The organism is Nocardia shimofusensis NBRC 100134 (assembly GCF_001613125.1).
GTDB classification, from domain to species: domain Bacteria; phylum Actinomycetota; class Actinomycetes; order Mycobacteriales; family Mycobacteriaceae; genus Nocardia; species Nocardia shimofusensis.
The window spans coordinates 1-20,121 of record NZ_BDBT01000050.1; the positions used below are offsets into that span (position 1 = coordinate 1).

20 protein-coding genes and 2 pseudogenes are annotated in these 20,121 nt (G+C 65.9%); 9 read left to right on the forward strand and 13 right to left on the reverse strand.

Annotated elements, in window-relative coordinates; genetic code table 11:
* The 3 genes from NS3_RS27510 to NS3_RS27520 all read left to right on the forward strand — a co-directional run.
* On the forward strand, positions 1–383 hold a 383-nt coding region (locus NS3_RS27510; protein ID WP_157101572.1), incomplete at its 5' end, for a tetratricopeptide repeat protein.
* Positions 384–563: 180 nt separating this feature from the next.
* A complete protein-coding gene (locus NS3_RS27515) occupies positions 564–1,127 on the forward strand; it encodes a recombinase family protein (RefSeq protein WP_067865781.1) in 564 nt (187 codons plus the stop codon).
* A gap of 60 nt (positions 1,128–1,187) precedes the next feature.
* Positions 1,188–2,918, forward strand: a complete 1,731-nt coding sequence (locus NS3_RS27520; RefSeq protein WP_157101573.1) for a PDDEXK family nuclease — start codon at positions 1,188–1,190, stop codon at positions 2,916–2,918.
* Between the two features lie 85 nt (positions 2,919–3,003).
* Here the strand turns inward: NS3_RS27520 and NS3_RS27525 are convergent, their stop codons facing one another.
* Together NS3_RS27525 and NS3_RS27530 are read right to left on the reverse strand one after the other, a co-directional pair.
* Positions 3,004–3,816: an immunoglobulin domain-containing protein gene (locus NS3_RS27525; RefSeq protein ID WP_157101574.1), complete on the reverse strand. Its 813-nt coding sequence runs from the start codon at positions 3,814–3,816 to the stop codon at positions 3,004–3,006.
* A gap of 607 nt (positions 3,817–4,423) precedes the next feature.
* Positions 4,424–5,290 (reverse strand): hypothetical protein, encoded by an 867-nt coding sequence (locus NS3_RS27530; RefSeq protein ID WP_174550528.1) that lies wholly within the window; start codon positions 5,288–5,290, stop codon positions 4,424–4,426.
* A gap of 296 nt (positions 5,291–5,586) precedes the next feature.
* Between NS3_RS27530 and NS3_RS27535 the strand changes: the two genes are divergently transcribed.
* Complete coding sequence (locus NS3_RS27535) at positions 5,587–6,150, forward strand: hypothetical protein (RefSeq protein WP_067865790.1); 564 nt, start codon at positions 5,587–5,589, stop codon at positions 6,148–6,150.
* A gap of 60 nt (positions 6,151–6,210) precedes the next feature.
* Here NS3_RS27535 and NS3_RS27540 read toward each other — a convergent pair whose 3' ends face one another.
* The 3 genes from NS3_RS27540 to NS3_RS27550 all read right to left on the reverse strand — a co-directional run bounded on the left by NS3_RS27540 (position 6,211) and on the right by NS3_RS27550 (position 8,268).
* The gene (locus tag NS3_RS27540; protein ID WP_067865793.1) at positions 6,211–6,564 is read right to left on the reverse strand and encodes a hypothetical protein; all 354 of its coding nucleotides are present in this window, start codon (positions 6,562–6,564) and stop codon (positions 6,211–6,213) included.
* A gap of 740 nt (positions 6,565–7,304) precedes the next feature.
* Entirely contained in the window at positions 7,305–7,553 is a 249-nt protein-coding gene (locus NS3_RS27545; protein ID WP_041561594.1) for a hypothetical protein, read from the reverse strand.
* Positions 7,554–8,004: 451 nt separating this feature from the next.
* Positions 8,005–8,268: a hypothetical protein gene (locus NS3_RS27550; protein WP_157101575.1), complete on the reverse strand. Its 264-nt coding sequence runs from the start codon at positions 8,266–8,268 to the stop codon at positions 8,005–8,007.
* A 338-nt stretch (positions 8,269–8,606) separates the two neighbouring features.
* On the opposite strand from NS3_RS27550, the gene NS3_RS29355 reads away from it, so the two are divergent.
* Positions 8,607–8,813: a hypothetical protein gene (locus NS3_RS29355; RefSeq protein WP_157101576.1), complete on the forward strand. Its 207-nt coding sequence runs from the start codon at positions 8,607–8,609 to the stop codon at positions 8,811–8,813.
* Positions 8,814–8,860: 47 nt separating this feature from the next.
* On the opposite strand, the gene NS3_RS27555 is transcribed toward NS3_RS29355, so the two are convergent.
* Positions 8,861–9,577 carry a PAS and ANTAR domain-containing protein gene (locus NS3_RS27555; RefSeq protein WP_067865800.1) on the reverse strand — a complete coding sequence of 239 codons (717 nt, stop codon included), beginning with the start codon at positions 9,575–9,577 and terminating at the stop codon, positions 8,861–8,863.
* A gap of 603 nt (positions 9,578–10,180) precedes the next feature.
* Between NS3_RS27555 and NS3_RS27560 the strand changes: the two genes are divergently transcribed.
* The gene (locus NS3_RS27560; protein ID WP_067865803.1) at positions 10,181–10,501 is read left to right on the forward strand and encodes a hypothetical protein; all 321 of its coding nucleotides are present in this window, start codon (positions 10,181–10,183) and stop codon (positions 10,499–10,501) included.
* On the opposite strand, the gene NS3_RS27565 is transcribed toward NS3_RS27560, so the two are convergent.
* Positions 10,480–10,851, reverse strand: coding sequence for a hypothetical protein (locus NS3_RS27565; RefSeq protein ID WP_157101577.1), 372 nt, complete (start codon positions 10,849–10,851; stop codon positions 10,480–10,482). The two genes, NS3_RS27560 and NS3_RS27565, sit on opposite strands and share 22 nt — an antisense overlap.
* Positions 10,852–11,746: 895 nt before the next feature.
* Between NS3_RS27565 and NS3_RS27580 the strand changes: the two genes are divergently transcribed.
* Both NS3_RS27580 and mobF read left to right on the forward strand, forming a co-directional pair.
* Positions 11,747–12,205 carry a hypothetical protein gene (locus NS3_RS27580; RefSeq protein WP_067865816.1) on the forward strand — a complete coding sequence of 153 codons (459 nt, stop codon included), beginning with the start codon at positions 11,747–11,749 and terminating at the stop codon, positions 12,203–12,205.
* A gap of 309 nt (positions 12,206–12,514) precedes the next feature.
* Positions 12,515–14,389: pseudogene (mobF, locus tag NS3_RS30245) on the forward strand (MobF family relaxase).
* 108 nt (positions 14,390–14,497) lie between these two features.
* Here the strand turns inward: mobF and NS3_RS28715 are convergent.
* Together NS3_RS28715 and NS3_RS29360 are read right to left on the reverse strand one after the other, a co-directional pair.
* Positions 14,498–15,667, reverse strand: a pseudogene (locus NS3_RS28715) (Mu transposase domain-containing protein); the annotation flags it as partial.
* 131 nt (positions 15,668–15,798) lie between these two features.
* A complete protein-coding gene (locus NS3_RS29360; protein WP_218018289.1) occupies positions 15,799–15,942 on the reverse strand; it encodes a site-specific integrase in 144 nt (47 codons plus the stop codon).
* Between the two features lie 33 nt (positions 15,943–15,975).
* On the opposite strand from NS3_RS29360, the gene NS3_RS29645 reads away from it, so the two are divergent.
* Positions 15,976–16,164, forward strand: coding sequence for a hypothetical protein (locus tag NS3_RS29645; protein ID WP_218018290.1), 189 nt, complete (start codon positions 15,976–15,978; stop codon positions 16,162–16,164).
* Between the two features lie 136 nt (positions 16,165–16,300).
* Here NS3_RS29645 and NS3_RS27605 read toward each other — a convergent pair whose 3' ends face one another.
* From NS3_RS27605 to NS3_RS27620, 4 genes are all read right to left on the reverse strand, one after another.
* The gene (locus tag NS3_RS27605) at positions 16,301–17,563 is read right to left on the reverse strand and encodes a hypothetical protein (protein ID WP_157101578.1); all 1,263 of its coding nucleotides are present in this window, start codon (positions 17,561–17,563) and stop codon (positions 16,301–16,303) included.
* A gap of 235 nt (positions 17,564–17,798) precedes the next feature.
* Positions 17,799–18,347 (reverse strand): nucleotidyl transferase AbiEii/AbiGii toxin family protein, encoded by a 549-nt coding sequence (locus tag NS3_RS30405; protein ID WP_084496015.1) that lies wholly within the window; start codon positions 18,345–18,347, stop codon positions 17,799–17,801.
* Positions 18,281–18,808 carry a nucleotidyl transferase AbiEii/AbiGii toxin family protein gene (locus tag NS3_RS30410; RefSeq protein WP_084496017.1) on the reverse strand — a complete coding sequence of 176 codons (528 nt, stop codon included), beginning with the start codon at positions 18,806–18,808 and terminating at the stop codon, positions 18,281–18,283. Before NS3_RS30410 ends, NS3_RS30405 begins: the two co-directional genes overlap by 67 nt.
* Positions 18,808–19,374: a type IV toxin-antitoxin system AbiEi family antitoxin domain-containing protein gene (locus NS3_RS27620; protein WP_157101579.1), complete on the reverse strand. Its 567-nt coding sequence runs from the start codon at positions 19,372–19,374 to the stop codon at positions 18,808–18,810. Before NS3_RS27620 ends, NS3_RS30410 begins: the two co-directional genes overlap by 1 nt.
* Positions 19,375–20,121 lie beyond the last annotated feature (747 nt).

A 20,121-nucleotide genomic window follows, 5' to 3' on the forward strand; every position in this document is an offset into this window, starting at 1 on the left:
CCCTCACCTACCGGGAGGCGGGGCGGCTCGGTGAAGCGATCGACCTGTTCGAACAGGTACTCACCGACCGGCAACGCATCCTGGGCGCCGACCACCCCAGCACCCTGAACACCCGCCACAACCTCGCTGGCGCCTACGAATCGGCTGGACGCGTCAGCGAAGCCATCACTCTGTACGAACAGGTGCTCACCGACCGGCAACGGATCCTCGGCACCGACCACCCCGACACCCTGAAAACCCGCAACAACCTCGCCGAGACCTACCGGGAGGCAGGGCGAGTCGATGAAGCAATCGACCTGTTCAAACAACTGCTCACCGATTGCAAGCGAGTCCTAGATCCAGGCCATCCACTTACCGAGCAGGTACACCTGAATCTCCAATGAGCGGTGAACTTAGGGTGCCTGGTTGGGGTAGAGCCCAACTAGACACCCGTGACCGGGGCGTTTCGCGTCCGAATAGAGTCCGAAACCGAATTTCTTGACACTCGTCCGGTGAGTTCTTAGATTTCAACCTGACAGCCAGCCGCAATCGCAGCCGGTTCCAGGCGAATACGGGAGGGCGCGGTGCGCGTCGGCTACATCAGGGTCTCGACCGTCGACCAGAACACCGACCGACAACTCGACGGCATCGACGTCGAGCGCCTCTTCACCGACAAGGTCACCGGCAAGAACGCCGAACGGCCTGCGCTGCAGGAGATGCTCGCTTTCGTCCGCGACGGCGACACCGTGCTCGTGCACTCCATGGACCGCCTCGCCCGCAACCTCGACGACCTCCGCCGCCTCGTCCGACAGCTCACCGACAAGGGCGTCCGCGTCGAGTTCGTCAAGGAGGCACTGACCTTCACCGGCGAGGACTCCCCGATGGCCACCCTGATGCTGTCGGTAATGGGCGCCTTCGCCGAATTCGAACGCGCACTGATCCTGGAACGCCAGCGCGAGGGCATCGCCGCGGCGAAGGCTCGCGGCGCCTATAAGGGCCGCAAGCCCGCCCTGACCACCGACCAGGTCGCCCTGCTGCGAGACCGTGCCGCCGCGGGAGAGCCGAAATCCGTACTAGCCAAGGAGTTCGGTGTCAGCCGCGAGACCGTCTACAGCTACCTGCGGATCCCCGGCTCCACCACGGCCTGACCAGGAGACGGTCTCGACACGGGGGTCGTGTGCTTTTCTAGGTGCATGATGATGGCCCGTGTGAACTGGGAGCTCATGTCGGGAGAAGCGGTGGAAGAGTTCGTCGCGGCCCTCTTATTACTAGAGCATCCACGCGGCAACATCATCACGCCCTCCCGGGGTGACCGCGGGATCGACATCCGAATCCCCACCGGCGACCACCGCTTCGACATCTATCAAGTCAAACGGTTCACCAGGCCGCTGACCAGCAAGCAGCTGACCAACATCGAGAGCTCATGGCATGAGTTCGTGGAGAAGACGCTCCCACGACTGGCGGTGAGGTCATGGACATTGGTAACGCCGTGGAATCCGACGAACGAACGTCTGGAATGGCTACAGAACCTGACCTCAGCTGCCGGCCTCGATGAAGTCACCTGGCTGGGAAGGACGAACCTCGATGTGCGTGCCTCGCAGAACAGCCGTTTGGTCGACTATTACTTCGGCGACGGACGGAGCCGGACCGAAGAGCTGATGGCGCAAGCCCTCTCTGCGGCACGGGAACTACCCGACTCCGAGGGGGAGGACCTGCTGTCCGCGATCGGCGCTCGTCAGCGGGCGCTGGCGAGCGCACTAGATGAAGTCGACCCGTTCTACCATTACGCCTCCGAGATTCGGGTGGGTCGGTTGGGCAGCCTGAACAAGGCATCCATCGAGCTTGGCGCCCTGGCAGGGGCCGACAGCGAGGAGTGCACTGTCATCGCCCGTGAAGTCGGTGACAACCACCTGTGGGTTCTGCGTGTCTCCCCGCGCTGCGCGGAGTCATTCCGGCTTCGTCCGCTCTCAACCACCGTCACGATGGCCGCCGAGCCAGGATCACCCGAGCACGACGCACTCCACAGATTCTTCACCTACGGCGTGGCTCCTGATATACCTCTGCCTGCCCGCATCATCGGCGCAGAAGGCCCCCCAGGCGCAACACCGCCGTTGGGTGAGGCTTTGATCCAGATAGGTGCCGCAGCTACCTCACAAAGCTCGGGCCTAGACCTGGAGCTGAGGATTGAGCCGTCAGGCCGATGTGTCGAGCTCATCGCCATCGAGCAGACACGAGGCCTGAATGGTCAAGGCATCCGACTCGCAGGCACTGACAGAGCTGGCGCCATCACGGTGGAGTTCCTCGGCAACAACGCCGACCACACAGCCGAACTCTGCATCACACCTCACGAAGTCGGCGGACAGCCACCCCGACTTGTGCTTCATACCCTGCAGGCTATGGAAGAGCTGTTCAGTGGCTCCTCCTCTGTCACTCTGGCCGTGGCAGGTGGGCCGGCGCTTCTTCCTCCGTGGAAGCACGTCGATCGAGATGAGGATCTCTGGCAAAGGAGCCACACATGGGCTGAGCTGGCCGCGGCACTGGTGGAGCTCCAGCGCCGCACTCTTGCTTCGCTGACAATGCCCTACAGGCTCAACTCCAGCGAGTATCACCAGATCCTCGACGCCGCTGCGATCGTGCGAGGCGAAATCGTCGAAGACGAATGGGACGGTGTCGACATGCACGTCACCGACCCCAAGGCCGTGACCGCTCGTAGCAGTGAAACTGAGTTCGCACTGATGGTCATCAGGCCCTTGACGATCAAGTACGACGGCCGCACCATCACGTTCGATGACCGATTCATCACCCACACACCCACAGCACGCTACGCAGATCCTGCGGCTGTATCCGGTGTGCAGCCCGGCGACGTAGTGCGTTTGGTGCCCGGCTCAAACCCCTACATGACGCGACGCCTGTCTCCCCCACAGACCGGTAGTTCGTGATGTCCCGTCGCGGTTCAGACGGGACTGCTGCACGTAGAGGTGACGGGTTGACCTGCACCTCTACGTAGTAGTCACCTATACCGGATCAACGGCGGCCGGAGGGCGGGTTCACGGCGTAGTGAAACATCGCGGTTGCATCCCACGCCGAGGGGCCGGGTAGGCGATGAAATTCACCACTGCTGCGGAGGGTGACGAGCAGAGGTACCCGCTCACCGACGTCGGCGCGGGTAAAGGTGTAGGACAGGACGACTTCGTTCCCTGTGGCCTCGTCGGTCTGACTGTCGGGGTGACCGGCAGCGTTGTTGCAGAGCCGCCAGTGCAGCTGTCGGTCCTCGGGGTCAGTGGCGCGGCAAGTGAATGTAACCGTCTCGCCGATCCCCATCCGCACCCCGGTTTGGATGATCGCGTTCGTGACGCCGTCATGGGTGTTACCGAAGTTGTCGGTGATCGAGTCGACGACGGGGTAGTACATGCTCGACTGCTCCTTGGTGTTGCGATAGATCGCGATGCGGTTCCGGAGTTCGCCAGAAATTCCGAGAACGAGGTGCTCTTCGAACGGAAGCAGGGCCCGGGCGTGCATCGTGGGGTTACGGAACCCGGCGATCTTCGACAGATACGTCTCGATGTGCTTCTTTTTGCCCAACGCTGGAGCGAACGCATCCCATCGCTCCTCCAAGATCAGAGCCTGAAGCTGGGTGAACTCGGTGTACTCGATCAAGTCGGTGCTCACCACCGTTGCAGGGCGCCGGCCGCGCTCGTCATTCACCTTTGCTTCGAGCTTCGCCACGTCTACAACCCCACCCGCGCGCGCCGCCTCCAACCAGGACGATCCCAACACGACGCGCACCAGTTGGCGCAGATCAAGTTCGACTAAACGCACCGCCTCATAGGGATTCACGACATTCATTGTCTCAGCCCGGCCGCTACCTCAGCCGCGCCTGCATGCCGCCCGGCCCGCCGCGCTCGGACTGCGCGACCCAGCGCCGCTCCAGCCTCGATGCCGTCCACAGCGCCTGGCACGACGAAGTTGAACTCTACGGCTTCCTTCCGCCCAAGCCAGCCACCGGCGACCTCGGTTGCCCGGTCATGGAGAGCGCGCTCTGCTGGGAAACGCCCTCGCGTTCGCCTCCGTGCTTGAGGATGCGGTCGAAGACCTCCTGGAACGATGACTCCCCGGCGTCCAGGAAAGACCGCCGCCCGAAAGCTGGCTATGCGTTCGGAAAACGAACGATTTCCGAACGATCGGCGGTGTCGCCGATACCTACCCGGCGCCAGGCGACGAGTAGTTCCGCGCTGTCGGCCAGCTGCCAGATCATCCGCCCGCCCCAGTGTCCGATCGGTCGACCGATGCCGTGGCGGCGGTATTCGTCGAGGCGTATCCGATGGCGAGCTCGCGCGCCTGGACGCCGCCGCGGTGCGCGGTTCCTCTCCGTGATCGCCGACCTCGCGCCGGCGTCGCGGTGGGGTTAGTTATCAGGCAACCGGTGCGGCCCGTACGCCTGCCGCTATGCGCTATCGCTGTCGGACTGAACACTGTCCGTGGTCGCGGACGGCTCGGTGTACAAACCGCGATCCTTCAGATCGGCGGAGATGACGTAGCCGACCGCCTCGACCACCATCGGGCCGATGCGGTTCATCACCTCACCAACCGGGAGCCAGCGCTCGTTCTCGCTGATGTCGACGTATCGCACCACCTGCTCGTAGGCGAAGACGCCCTTGATGTCCATTGAAGTTCGTTCGCCGGGGCTTTTGGCTTCGTGACGTGGAAACTCCACCCGTGCCAGCACGGTTCCGGGCTCGACCACGCCTTCGTTGACCGATGAGACCACCCCGCCTTCGGGCTTTGGTTCCACAGTGATCTCGGCGAGATTCACTTGGTTGTTCGCAACGACGTTGAGCAGCTGGTGTTTATCGGTGTTGGACAGGTACTGCAGGATGTGCAGCGGATGAATTTCGTTGGCCGAGGCTGCGTACGGCTGTGCCCACTCGAAGACTGCGAGTACGGTCGGGCCATACCAGCTCTTCCTGCTCTTCAACCAATCCTTGTACAACTTCTCGGTGGAGTGCAGCGGAAACGCGACTCGTCGCGGGTATGCCAGTCGGACGGCCTCCGGGGTGATCGCCCACACCGCATGGTCCATCGCGGCGCGCAGGTTATGGATGGCGTCTCCCAGCAGCACGGCTGCACGCTCGTAGGACGGCACCGTCTCGGCAACCCACTGAGCCCAGACTCGCCGGTTGGTGTGCTCGTCGGCGTTCGTCTCGTATCTGGCCGGGCGGGGCGCATTGGCCTGCTCTACCAGGTAGTCGCGTAGCTCATCACGGATCTCGAACCCGCGATGCAGCTTGGGGACCCAGGATTCTTGAGGCATCCCGGAACCGTAATGGCGCAATGAACCAGCGGCTCCGGTTTGTGCCTCAAGTCGGTCACTGAGCTCGTGTGCGGTCTCTTCGCTACCGGTGAGTATCTGTGCGCGAGTGCTGCGCATCCACTCGACGCTCGGTCCGGCGACGCGCGGAGCGGAGGTGACCTCTTCTCCCCTGCGATCTCGGCGATACCGGAAGAAGTTGTCTCACAGCGCGATTGCCGATCAGATCCGGCAATGCGCTCCTACCCTGGGCAGTACCGACCGCGCGCCGGCGGCCCGACCTTGCAGGAGGAACCCGGATGAACCGTCCGCCGCACCCCGCCGTGTTCACCGTGCCCCGGCTTCTCGGCGGCTTGGCCGCCGCGGTCGTCCTGGCGGCGAGCATCGCGTCCTACTCCTTCACCGCCCCGTTGGCTCGGTTGGCCGGCGCGGACGAGAGCCTGGTCTGGCTGTGGCCGGTGGTGGCTGGTCTCACCGTCGCCCAGATCGCCTACACGTCGGTGGTGTTGACGCGGCTGGGTCACTACGAGCGGGTCAAACCCCTGCTCACCTTCTACCGTCTGATGTTGTTCGCCCTGGTGCTGACCGGCCTCATAGGCAGTGTCATGGCCGCCACCGGCATGCCGAGCGAGCTGTCCACCGCCGCGATCATCGCGGTCGTCTCGGTTCCCGCGTGGTGTCTGGTGTTCTGCGTCGTCAGCTACCTGGTGCTCTCGACAGCGGAAAAGACGATCCAAGCCGAACGCATGGCCGCGAGCCGTACCACCCTCTCGCAGCAGGCCCCCTGGTGGGAGCAGTCCGGAAAGGCGGCGCGTGCCGACTTCTCGGCCGAAGGTGATCCTGCTCGGCCGCCGTCGTCCTGAACATGGGCGCTGCCCCGCCGAGTGTTTGCCGTGACACGGCGGTGCCGGAATCGGAGGTCTCTACCCGGTGATCGCGCGCTGGTTGAACGGGCCTGTGGCGTCTTCCTCCCCGAGCGCGTGGACCAGGTTCTCCAGGGCCAGCGCGTGACGGTCGGCCGCACGCAGGATGTCGCCGGCGCTGGCGCCGGCGTGCCTCATGCAGTCGTGTAGCGCCGTGCGCAGGGTGAAGACCATCTCTTGCAGCGTCTCGGCCTCCTCGACCGCTGTCACCTCGTCGACCGGGCCTACCGACTCCACGTCGTCGACATCGACCGCCTCGGCCTCGTCGATCGGCTCGACGAGGCGCACCGACCGTAGCGAGGGCATGTTGGGGAAGACGCAGTACGCCCGACCCCACCACAGCAGTGTGTTCACAGCCGGTGCTGGATCCATCCGACGTGCGACCTCAGCGCATATCGCACCCCGGGTCGCGTCCGGATGTTGGTGATGCAGTTGCCTCATCAGCGTCAACGCCGCATCGCGGACATCGTTCGGCCATTTGTTGCCACTCACCGTGCGGGCTCCTCTCCTCGCGAAGATTGTTCAGCACAGCTCGCGCTTCCCCGAGTTCCCGCGCCGCAACCCCTACCAGTTGCCCACCGGAACCGTTGCCCGACAGGCGATCGAGCGGTGGGCTCGGCGCTCGCGGCCGCGGCGGTCGCCGACGCTGTCGGCCGCGCCCGCAACCACCACCAGCAACTGCATCGGGCCGTGCGGACATGGCCGTCACCGATCCGCACGCCACCTGGGCACCGCGCTGCACAGCCTGCGCGGTGGAACTACCTGATTAGGTTGGTCGGCGTGTCGCACATCATCAGGTGGGGCAGTACGAAGACACCGGATCGGCGCTGGAGTGCCTATCCGAACCGCTTACCTTGTAAGCGAGAGGGCGTCGTTGGTCCGGTCGAACCGGGTGCCGAAACGTCTGCAACACTCGTAATGAAAAGGTCGGCAGTTCGCCTCTACTACCGGTCTCGGGCCAGGCTCCTCTGTGGCAGAGTGCCTGGCCGGAGGCCAGTGGCAGGTGTACGCGAACACGATAACCGCCGCGTAGTAATCGAAGTCTTTGCCACCTCCGACACGCGGCGGCGTGCCCCGGAGCGGGGACGGCTCGGTCAGAAGGTTGGGAACATGGCTCCCTGAACCCAGACGACCGCGGCAACCGCGGTCGGCGGCAGGCTGAGGACGAACTGGTTGCCCTCGTTCTGGGACAGGACGATCCTGAGCCAGCCGTTGTCCTGCGGGACCGCGGCGTCGACATCGACGTGGCAGATCGTTGGGCGGTTGCTGTCCCACTGGAGCGGGAGCGTGTGCGGCAGGGACGCGGCGGCTTCGGGGGTCAGATAGACGCGTTCGTTCGACATGAAGCCACACGATAGGAGCGCGGGCCGAACACGCCCCGGCATCCCAGGGCGTGTCCATGAGCAGTGCCGTGGATGGTCGCAGGCCCGGTAGCTGGTTGAATGTCTTCGCCACACCTGCCTGCCCTTCGGCCGCCCTGGCTCGGCGCAGGTGTGGTGTTCGGATACCGGCGGCGTCGCCGGGCGCGGTCAAGCACCCGGCCCATCCGGCGACGCTGCACCGATCGACATTTCTTCCGATCGGAGACAGCCCCCACCGGCTGACCTCGCCCAGCGGGCGTGGAGATCCGCGGTGTCGGTCACCTTCCGCCCGACCGTTGTGCAGCTGTCGCTGCGTTCAGGCAGGCCCTGCAGCACAGGGATCGTCGGCGGCGACACCGGCCTCGCGCTCAGGGCCGCATCAGGCTTCCCCGGTCAGAGGGCATCCGGCCCGCTCAGTCCTGAGCCTCGGCCTTCATCGCGGGCGAGTCACCGGCCGGGGACCGCACAAGCCCGTGCTGCCTGTGCTGCTGCCACTGCCCGGCTCCACGGTGCAGGCGAGTATGTCCTTGTAGATCCCGGGGGTGCCGGGATCTGCGGTGATGACGTGCGGGGTTGCAGCACCCGGGGCGGGGGTTTGCGCTTCGGCACCGGCGGAGGCGGTGGTCATGATGGTCGCCGCAGCGATGGCCGCGAGGGCGGCGACGGTGCGATTGCGTGCTGTCGGATTGTTGAACATGGCAGGTGCGCTCCGTTTCGGCGTGAAGAGTTCCACCAAGGTAGCGACTATGAAGTGTTTCAGTTTCGAAAAGGATGCCCCCGGTTCTGGGGGCAAGCACCCGGCGTGTCAGGGCAGCACCGTCAGGACGAACACGACGCGGCCGATACAGGGAAGAACAGAAGGAATTCCCGAGGGGCGGCGATCGTTGTGACGCTTCGCACTTCGGGGCCGACATCCTCCTTCCTCGCTGGGCGGACGATCTCCACCCCTAAATTGGGGGCAGGCTCGCACCGCGCGAGTTCCTCTATGGTCGTCCGGCACATCAGTGCTGATTCCCCTGCGTAAGGAAAGACGAGATGAAGAAACTTCTGCGAGGCGGGCTCGTTGCGGTCATGGCCGCCGGATTCGCGCTCGGCGCGTCCTCGGTGTCTGCCGCCGACACTGGTACCGGTTCCGCCGGCTACTTCGGCAACCCGGTGTGCCTGCTCAACTCCCTGCTGACCTACGGCACCTTCAGCGCAGGCGACGGGGGCATCGGGGTGCCGGGGTGCATGCCCTTCTGAGCCGAGCCGACGGCTCTCCCGCTTGATCGGCGCCCGCGCCCCACAGACTATTGCTCCCTCACTGCTGCTTCGCCATGCCTCGAGTCTTCCTCTGCACTGCTCGGATCGGGTCGTTCGTGGGCGGTGAGCAGCAGGTGATCGAACCGGGTACGGGTTTGGGGGGACCCGCCGGCGAACTCGCGCAGAGCGGCGACGAGTTTGCCGGCCAGCACCCGCAGCTTGGTGTTGGTTTCCTGCGACCGCCACGACAACACGTTGAACGCCTGCTCGGCGCTGACCCCGTACATCGCCATCACCGCCCCCTTGGCCTGCTCGATCACCGCCCGCGCGACCAGCACCTCCGGCAGCACCTCGTCGATGGCCTCGTCGATCGCCTCAGCGCGGTCACGGGCAGCCGCGGCGGTCAGGTCGATGTAGTAACCGGTCGAACCCACCACAGCCCCGGCCTCATCACGCATCTGCTCCCCCACCACCAGAACCTGCCGCTCGACCCCGCCGGTGTCGATGATGCGGTGACGGCTGCAGAACGCCTGACCGGTCCGCACCATCGCGTCCAAAACCTCGGCGACCGCGGCCCGATCGGCGGGATGCTTGTGCCCGAGGACCTGATCCATCGTCGGCGTCATCGACTCCGCCGGATAACCGTGCAACGCCGCGGCCTCGCCCGACCACTCCCACCGCTGCCCGGCGAACCAGAACCAGAACCGGCCCGCGGTGAACGACACCCCGGCCACCGCGTCCACCGCGGCTAGATCATTCGACACCCGGCCAGTATCGCCCGCCAGTGCCAGACCCGCGGGGCCGGAGCAAGCTGTGGACTCAACCTCCCCCGGCACCACTGGCGCTACCCGCCCCGACCTCCCGAAAACCCACCCCAGGGCGCGGCTGGGAGGTCATGACCGCTGCTCATCGCGGACGTTGTGAGCTGGCCGGGTTCCGGTTCCGGGCACGAATCCGGGGCCGGATCGCCGGCGCGGGCTGGCGGGGTGTCGTCCATCGGGTGCACGACCTCGACCTCGACGGCCGGGACTCAAGGGGTCCGGCCTCTACCGCCGAAACTGAGATTGCCCTAAGGATGCCAGCGTGTCTTTCGTGACGCGCCGGAAGCGTGAGATTTTCGAAATGCGCAGGGCAACATGGCATGTGGTCGTTCGGTAGCCTCGTTCTGTCATGGTTGCGAGCGAACAATCACTCGGGTGAATCGCAGCCGGGCGTCTTGGCCTCCGCATCCCAAAAATCTGGGCTGCATCCGGAACGGGAGACGTTAGATGAGCAGCAGAATCACGCGAGTAGCAATGACGGTCGCAGCGGCATCCTGTGGCGCCGTCCTGGTCGGAGTCACAGGTGCTCCCACAGCCAACGCCTCAGTGCATGCCGACTTCGACTGGGGAAAGAGTTCCTGGTACTCGCAGTCCGAGGTCAAGAAGATGGCTCCGGAGTTCCGGTTGATGGCCGATGCCACCACCACCGCCGGCGGCGTGGGATTCGGAGCCGCATGCGGCGTCCTCGGCATTCCCGTTCCTATCGTCGGCGTCGCCTGCGCAGCGATCGTCGGGGGCGGCTACGCCTACGCCCAGCAGCAGGCCAGCGAGTTCGACTACGCCGCCGACACCGACAAGTGCGTCGAGATCGTCGAACCGAACTTCGGCCTCTACGACGTCAAGCCCTACGACTGCGACTGGAAATAACAGCCCTGGCCGTGCCCTCGGAACCGCTCCCGACCGCGGAGCAACTCCGAGGGCACGGTCATGTCACCACACCGACCACCCCGTCGGCCCGACCACAACTCCAGCACAAGACCAAGGTTCAGTTCAGCTGGGCGCGGGGCCTCCCCCAGGAAGTAGGCGCGCCACCACTGGTCGTCGGTGTCGCAGCCGTACAGGCGCCGGCGCCGGGTTTCGCCGGCCACCTCGAGCAGCTCGCGGGTCAACGCGGCGTGGTCTTTTCCGTGGTGCGGGTTGGTGTGGAAGTAGGTACCCCATTCGGCGGCGCTCTGCTCACCGGGTACTTCAACGATGCCCTCGGTCTCCAGATACATACTGCCCCTGCCCTTTCTGTGCTTCACGATAATCATCTCCCGGCCCTGTTCGCACGGGATACGCGGCGAGGGCCTGGACGCCGGTGTTCAGGCCCTCGCCGATGGTGTGTGGTCAGGTGCCCGCCGCCGGGTGGTGACGGGCTGGTCGATCAGGACGGGTACCGCCATTCGATACGGGTGACCAGCGAGTCCGGTGCACAGCCGCCGCTCATGCGACGCTCCTTTCGATCGTTTCGCCGGTGATGGCCTCGACCAGGGCGCAGCCGAGGATCTCGGCCGCCGGATCGAACGTGCCCGCCAGGCCTACGACGAGGCGACCGCCGCCTACGAAGCCGCCCGCGAGCAGCTGTTCGCGAGATCCTGGCCGGTCTGGTAGAAGGCATGGGCCCAGCGCCGTAGCCAGACACTCCCGCTTCACCCGCGAGTACGTCGCCCGGATCCGCGACGGCAAGGTTAAGACCGGCCAGAAAGACACCTAGACAGAGGGCTATCGGCGGCCTCGACCGCACCCTTGAGCAAGGTCGCGCGAAAGAGCAGGGCTTCAACAGGACCGACAAGTTCTCATGCAATACCCCAGGCGCAGAGCGCCGCTGGTACGGCATGATGTCGCGATGTCAGAGGGGAAAATCGAGGAATCTCGCCGAGATTGGTGGATCAGGGTGCTGTGGGTTCCGTTGGCTCTGGCGCTCTTGGCAGCAGCCGTCCTCGTCTTCATCAATCGGGACAAGGTATGGGCGGGCGGCGATACCTGCACAAGCCCTACTGACGGCTCCGGCGCCATGTGGGGGCCGGAGCGGGAGATGGTCGGGCCCGGCCCCTACGACTTCGCGCCGGGACCGGCCTTCACGTCGATCGTGAAAACCCGAACTACGGCGACGAGCGCAACTTCCTCCTCGTGAAGGAAGGCACCTACGACGAGGTGGGCGGTTGGGTCGGTGATGCACTCCAGGTTCGGCCGGGCGCAGAGCTAGCCCTGCGGGCGTACGTGCACAACGGCGCAGCAGACCTGCCGGAGACCGTCGCGCGGGAGACTCGTATGACCATCGACCTTCCGACCTGCGCGGGAAAGAGCATCGCGATCACATCCCGGATCAGCGCAGCCAACACCACACCGAGTGCCGTATGGGACAGTGTGGTCCTGAAGAGCCCCACCCCCTTCCGCATGGAGATGGTGCTGGGCTCTGCTCGTCTTCTGACCGTCCCGAATCCCGCCGACGGTCTGCTGCTTCCCGACCGAATCGGAACCAGCGGCGGCGCACTGATCGGCAGCCACAAAGCCGACGGGAACTTTGGCGGAAACTACAACAACACCGCGATAGTCACCATGAGGGTCAGGATCTTGCCCGCCACCTGAATGGCACACTTCACTCGCCACCGAATCCCCCCGCATCAGAAGATCCTTTTGTCCGCCAAACCTCTTGCACGCAGGTCACGCCCCGGTCACGAAACATGGTGCGGGGTACGGTGGTTGGGGTGATGTCACTGGCGAAGATCGCGAGTGGCGCCGGCTATGAGTATTACCTGCGCAGTATCGCCACTCACGATGCGAACGAGCGCGGGAACCAGGCCCTGGCCGACTACTACAGCGAGCGCGGTGAATCCCCCGGCCGCTGGTGGGGTTCGGGGGCTGGCGGACCTGACCGTCCTCGATGACGACGGTGTGGTGGTCTCGTCGATCACCGCTGGTGAAGAGGTCGCCGAGCCGCAGATGTGGGCGCTGTTCGGTCGCGGCCTGCACCCGGACGCCGAGGCGTTGATCGCCGAGGAGGTCGCGACCAAACGCGCCGAAGGAATCTCCGCCCGCACCGCCCGGGCGGACGCACTGCGGGTGAAGGCCCGCATCGGGATGCCGTTCAGCACGCCCTCGGTCGAGGAGTTCTCCTACCGCGCCGAGTGCCGCCGCGCCTACCAGGAGTGGAACACCGCCCACGGCCACCTGCCCGCGGCACCGGTCCCCGATGCCGACCGTGAGCGGATCGCGACCGAGGTCGCGGCCCGGATGTTCGCCGTCGAGCACGGTCACCCGGCCCGTGACGAGCAGGAGTTGTCGGCGTGGGTCGCTACGGCGGTGCGGCCGAAGTCCAAGCGGATCGCCGGGTTCGACCTGACGTTCTCGCCGGTGAAGTCGGTGAGCGTGCTGTGGGCGCTGGCGCCACGGGAGGTGGCGGAGAAGATCGAGGCCGCCCACCACGCCGCGATCGAGGACGCGCTGCGCTTCCTCGAGCAGCATGCGGTGTTCACCCGTATCGGTTCCGGTGGCGTCGCTCAGGTCGAGGTGGGCGGGTTGATCGCGACGATGTTCGATCACCGCGATTCCCGCGCGGGCGATCCGGACCTGCACACCCACGTGGTGATCTCGAACAAGGTCCGCCGCGCCACCGGACAGTAGGGGGCGCTGGATGGGGCGATGCCCTACCAGCACGCGGTCACGGCCTCGGAGATCTACAACTCCCGCCTCGAACACCACCTCGAAACCAGCCTCAGCGGTATCTCCTTCGTCGACCGCGGCCGCCCGGATGCAGGCAAGCGCCCGGTCCGGGAGCTAGCCGGCATGGATCCGCGCCTAGCGGCGGTGTGGTCGACCCGTGCCGAAGCGATCACCGGCAAGCTGGGGCAGATGTCGGCCGACTTCCAAGCCCGCCACGGACGTGAACCGTCACCGAAAGAGCTGTGGCGGATGGCCGAAGAAGCGACCCTGTCCACCCGCGGCGGCAAACACCACGCCCGCTCCCGCGCCGAGCAGCGCCAGGACTGGCGCACCGAATCCGAACAGGTACTCGGCTCGGCGGCCGCGGTGGAGGCGATGGTGGCCCGGATGCTGTCAGCCCCGGCTCCGGAGCGGGAACCGGTGGATCCGGGCCGGGTCGCGGCCGCGGTCGTCGATGTGATGGCCGAGCAGCGAGCGACCTGGCAGGCCAACCACATCCGCGCCGAAGCCGTGCGCCAACTCCGCGGCCGCGTCTCCCCCGCCGCCTGGACCGACACCCTGCGTGAGGTCGTCGCTGTCGCGCTCGGTGACGAGCTGTCCATCCCCCGCCGAGTCGTCGACCACGCCCCGGTCGCGGCCGGGCTCACCCGCTCGGATGGCACCAGCATCTACGTGCGCGCCGGATCGACGAAGTACACCTCCCCCGCGATCGTGGCCGCCGAGCAGCGTCTACTCGCCGCCGCCCAGCTCGACGGCGGCCAGTCGACGCACCCAATCGCGCATGTTTTCGGCGACTATCGCGACGTCAGAGAGATCCGCACTGAACCCAAGGCGCTGAATAGCAGCGATGGTGCCTCCGGGCGGATGCATCCCCCACACATCCTGAGCGTCGTGACCAACCCGGCCGCGAAGTACGGCAGGCTGCGCCAGATAAATGGAGCCGGTGCTCTCTGGAAGATGGACCGTGATCTGCTCTCCTGCAAGAGCAGATGGGAACGATTGTCCGAGGACGTCGGGTTCGCACTTGACGTGAATCGGGACCCTGTAGTCCTCCGGAATTGCCTGCTGCCACTCGATCTTCACATCGACACCCTGGCCGGGGAGGACTGATCGCACAACCCGGGTCAGCGTTCGAAACCTCCTCGGCGCTCGGTACCTCGCCCTGGCATCCCCGGTGGCGGCATGAGCTTCTGCCAGATCGTCGCTGCCCTGCGCATTGGCCGCTGCCATCGCGGCGGCGTCCAGGGCGAGGACGTGCCCGTGGTCGCGGACGGTCGCGCCGAGCCCGTCGGGGGCGCGTTCGTGGCGGGCGATCACGATCCCGGCGGTGGTGGCGATATCGATGAAGTTCCCGCGTAATGGTTGCGCGACGACAACGGTCGCCGATGCCAGTTCCGGCGGGACCGAGTAGCGGTTGCCGCGCCAGGAGATCATTGCCTGCCGTGACGCGACCCGAGGCTCGGTAACCATCGCCGGATAGGGATCGGCGGGCATGGCCCGCAACGGTTCTGCCGTGGCGACCGTGGCGACCATGGCGCGGCCGTCGGCGGTCGGCCGCAGACGGGTGTCACCGCGCAGCGAACAGAACTTGTCCAGCGAAGTCTGAGCCTGTTCGACGGTCGACTCGTCGGCCAAGGTGCGCCACCAGCGTTGCGCGGCAGTGTGGTTGGCCTTCTCGACCACGCCCTTGCGGTTCCCGCGCCGAGGCGGGCAGATCGTCGGCACCACACCGTAATACTTGGCGACGGCAGCGAACGATGCGGTGACCTGCCCGCTGGCCGGGTGACAGACGGTCGACATCCGGTCGAACCGCCACGCCCCGGTCACCCCGCCGAGTGCGCGGGCGACCCGGTCGAGACCCTCGATCAGGTGTGGCTGATCGGTCGACGGTGCGAGGTAGCCGCGCCAGCGCCCGGAATGAGCGAGGGATCCGACGAGCAGGTGCGCATTCGCACCCCACCCCCAAGCTTCGGGCGGATTCGGCAGATCGACCCAGTCCCACTGGGTTTCACCACCGGGCTCGTGCGGGATGACGGCGTTGGGGCGTTCGGTGGCGGTGCGGCAGGCCTGGCACAACGGCCGCAGGCCACGAGCGCGGATATTGCGGGTCAGCGACTGATAAGACAGCGCGAACCCCAGCGGTTCCAGTTCGTCCATCAACGTCTGAGCCCACAAGTGCGGGTCCTCGGCCAGGCGAGCGGTGACGTAGTCGAGGAACGGTTCGAACGGGTCAGGCCGGTGGCGTCTGCGGACGCCGGGGCTGCGTTCACCGGCCAGATAAGCGCGGATGGTCTTGCGGTCGCGGCCGGTGTGGCGGGCGATCTGGGAGATCGTCCAACCTCGGGCGCGTAGGGCACTGATTTCCACATCTTCCTCACGTGTCAACATGGAAAAGCGGGCCTCCTCCGAACTGAAAGCGCTGGTCAGGTGTGGTAACCACCAGCATTGAGGAGGCCCGCCCTTCACGGCGGAGCCACACGGGACACATGGGGAATCTCGGTGAGCGTCAGCGGGGAGATTCAGCGAGCGCCGTCAGCGTAGGAGTGCCGGAGCTGGTTGATGTCGATGTCCACCCCTGCGGCCGCGCAGTAGCGGCTCCACCGGTGATTCGCCGCGGAGTAGGACAGCGGCCCGCCGCAGCCGTTGATGGAGGCACGGAACATCGGCCCGGTGGTGTAACCGGTGCGGTCGAGATGATGACCTGCCGACGCAGCGCTTGCGGCAACCCGGGTCCCCGCAGGGCGCGCAGCGAGTCCATCGGTGGCGAGCTGGCCGAGGCCATGCTCGGCCGCCCAGGCCTGTATGTGGCGTGCGCCGTCCACGACGGTGGCGAGATGATCGGCTGGATCCTCGCCTTCCGGTGCGACGGCTACCTCGACCTCTGAGCCGCCGCGCCGCGGTTGGCCCCTGCCGTCCGTGGTGTGGGCCCAACCGCGGGGCCCTACTGCTTGCGCGGGGTGGGGCTGCCTGCGGGGTGACGGCGTTTCCGGCCAGGGCCGTAGCACTGTCGATGGCGGCCTGTCAGTAGTAGTCCTCGCGTAGCAGGTTCCGTAGCCGGCGCTCAAGCATCCACCGCGGAAGCTTGTCTCGGCTTGTTGATTCGAGCCAGGGCAGTACGCGCTCGTCGACCAGTGTTGGTTCGGATGCCAGCCCGGGATGACGGCGTGCGTGTATCTGGAGGCGCAGCGCGAACTCCGCTTCGCCGGTATCGGCCAGTTGCCGGGACAACAGCCGCATCGCCCGGCGTGGATAGCGAACTGTCGCCTGTGTCAGGGCTTTCGCTACGGGTTCGCGTTCGTGATGGTCCAGCAGTGCTTGATAGGCCACGTCGCGTGGCAGTCGCACGAGTATGGCCAACAGTTCGTCGAAGCCGGCGTGCCCAGCGCGTGGACCGCCCAGGCGCTGGACGAGTTTGTCGGCGCTGTCCGGTCCGATCTGGGTCAGCACGTTGTACAAGTGGGTGTCCCATCTGTACGAATCACCACCGGTTGCGGTGATATAGCGCTCGAACTGCTCCATCGTTGTCAGCGAGGCGAGCAGCCGCCATGCCGCCGAGGGACGGGTAAGTCCTGTCAGCGACAGGTCGGCGTCGACCCAGTCCTGCACATGTGGCGCAAGATAGGATGTCGTGAGTCTGGCCCAGTCTGTGCCCGGATCCGAACGCAGCACTGCCAGACGTTCCAGCACCGCCCGATGATCAGCCTCGGGTGCGGCAGCCAGGCGGGCCCGCATCCACCATGCGGGTGCGTACGCACCTCCGACACCTCCCTCGTGATCGTCGAGCGGTTCGAGCCGGTCGGACCACTCGGTTGCGCCGGGCCGCGGACGATTCGCGGTGAGCCCCGACTGCAGCACGGCAGCCTCCGCCGCGAACTCCACACCGTGCTGGATTATCCAGCTGTCGAAGAGATTCGGGGTGTCCACCGAATCCATGTGATCCCAGTGCTGGGACATCGACATGCAGCAGGCCCTGTAATCCCTGTTCACGATCACATACACCGCCGCAGCTCCCAGCGGTGAGACTGCCGTGTCAGGATCCTCGACGTACGCCTCGCCCGCAGCGGCCAAGTCAGTCAATCCCGCATCGCGGGTGCGGCCCAACATCCGGATCAATGCCGGGCGATGCCGGGTGAGGATCCGCTGCACCTGCGAAGCCGCAGCAGGATCCGGCCGACGGTACGCGGGGGCGTTCAGCCCGCGGAACGGCTCCGCCGTCGCCCACCACAGGGCCGGGATTTCCCACCGGTCTTCGACATCATCGGATACCGCTGATCTGAATCTCACCGTCACAAACTACAGTCGCCTTCCACGAGAAAGCCTGTCGCCGAACACTGTTGCGTAGCCACACCCGCGCCGCCGTTGGACGTCGATGGCGCGACCGGCCACCGAGCGCCCTCCACATCTCAGCGACTTCTTGATCCCAGCGTGAGGTCCTCGGTTTTCATCCCGAGCCAGCCGACGACCTGCCCGAGCGGCAAGGGATTGCCTTCTCCGGAAGGGATGCGTGCGTGGAAGAGCCTCAGAGTAAGTGGGCTTGGGCACGGATCGTGTCCAAGCATTCGCCCAGCGTGGGTTTCCGTCCGTAGACCAGTTGCATCGCACGTTCGTACCCTTGTGCCAGGGCAGCGGCGCCGGGCTGGTCGGGGTCGAGGAGCCGACTGTGCGAGAACCCGGCTGCCGGGCGTGGGGTGAACGAGAAACCCGCGGCCTCGCTGTGACGGTCGACATCGGCGCACAGGTCCGCGATTCCGTCGGTGCCGAGTTCTTCCAGTGCCGTCACCACCCGCTCATCGGCGAGCAGACAGTGGATGTCGTAGAGGTGTCGGGCGTTGCGCTGCAACGCCGCGATCGCCTTGTCCTGCGGGGTGCGCGTGGCGGCATCGTGAAGCGCTGATAGTTTCTCGATGAGCGTGCGCTCGGGTGCCAGCACCTCCACAGCGAACGAAGCGAATTCATCCCATGTCTCTTCGTCGTCGCCGAAATGGTCGATAGCGAAATCGCCTACCAGACAACGGAGTTCGTGACGCTGGGTCGGGGCAGACCCGCCCCTGGACCCGACCTCCAGCAATACCCATCAGAGATCGCCGGCAGCGTCTGCGAGGAGGGCGTGACCTGTGTCGGATAGAGAAAGCGAGTGTTGCGTTTGACTCCGGTCGTCGATTTCTTCGGCACGGCCTGCTCCGGCCCCAAGCTCAAATGCTTGATGACCGCCTCACGCATGCCTTTGAGCGCCTTCTCGCGGGTGCCCGCCCCCGCTCCGACATCCGGAAAAACGACCAGAACGTCGATGTCCTCGGAGAACCGTTCGATCAGCCCATAGGCCCGCGACAGCGACGTCCCGCCTTTGAAGATCACCGTCACGTCACCGCTGCCGCCAGGGCCGCTCACCTGGAGCGGGAACGTCGCCGCCCGGAGAACTTCCATCGCCCAGAAGTCCTTTTCCACGTAAGCCGGAGCCAGTGAAAGGCGTTCGGACGCAGCGGCGATCAGTGCCGCCAACTCATCGGGGTTCTCACGCAGTGCAGGCATCAGGCCAGCATGCCCGACGCCTCCAGGTCCTCGCTCAGCCGCCGCAGATTCGCACGTAAGGCGGGGGAATGCTCACGCTTCGCCGCCGCGGTGAGCTTGTCCCACCGCAGCTTGCCCTCGTCGATCGCTGAGCGCAGGGCTTCGCTCAACGCGGTCCAACCATCATCGACAGTGGTCTCCCAATCCCCTCGCAGCAACTCCAGCGCAGCGATCTCCGGCCACGCCAACATCGCGCGAAGGCTGTTGTTGCGTTTGGACACCTTCACCCCAGGCACCGACGTCGGCACCGGACCGGCCACCACCATCGTCGGCGTCGCAGGCACCTGCGTCGTCAACCCGAACACACGGGCCGCCGAATATCCGGTCGGGCCGGCACCGTCTCCCAGCACCTCAGCGGCCACAGCCTCCGCCGGGGGGCGGGTTGTGCCGTAGCGTGTGCGCACCCCCTTGTAGTACAGGCCGCGACGGATCCGCACCAACTCTCCCCGCTGATGGGCACGCTTGACCGCCGACGCGGCAGCATCAACAGAACCCGGCAGCCGATTCGTATGCACGAACCCACCCACCGGGACAGCCTCCAACGCCTTCCCAGCGACACCCACAGCAGCCCTCATGACAACAAATCGTATCGAAAACCTGTCACGAAATCGATGCCCAGGCAGCTCTCACACCGAGTAAATGGCTCCTACCTGCCGATATGCGACTCTTGATGGTCGCAACACACTCGGTGAGCACGGTCACTAGACGCCCGGCCGGACGCCGTGGCAGTCACTCAGCGGCGCGGCGGCGGTCCCTGTCAGGCGTCGGCGATCGGCCGCACCACGGTGATCGGTGAGCTCAGCAGGACCTCCCACAGTTGCTCACAGAAGCCTGCTGTGAGCTGGGTGGGTTTTGGATTCGGGCACGGATTCGAGGGCCGGGTGCAGGCGGCGGAGTGCGTCGGCGGGTGTAGAGCTGCCCATGGTTGGTGAGGAACATCCGCAGCCGTGCGGTGGCCCATCGCTTCTGTGTGGTCTGCTCGGTCATGCCGAAGACGACGTCGCCCGGACCGTGGTGGTTCCGGGCGGCGGTGGTGATGCCCTGTGACTGTCCGGTCCAGCGAGGGCTGCCGCGCCCTCCCTGTGTGGGAGGGCTTGCCCTCTCGGATCGACGGGCTCGCAGGTCAGTTCAGCTCGGCGCGGGCCGCGCGGAGGTAGTGAGCGCGCCACCACTGGTCGTCGGTGTCGTTGCCGTACAGGCGTCGGCGTCGGGTTTCGCCGGCCACCTCGAGCAGTTCCCGGGTCAGCGCGGCGTGGTCTTTTCCGTGGTGGGGG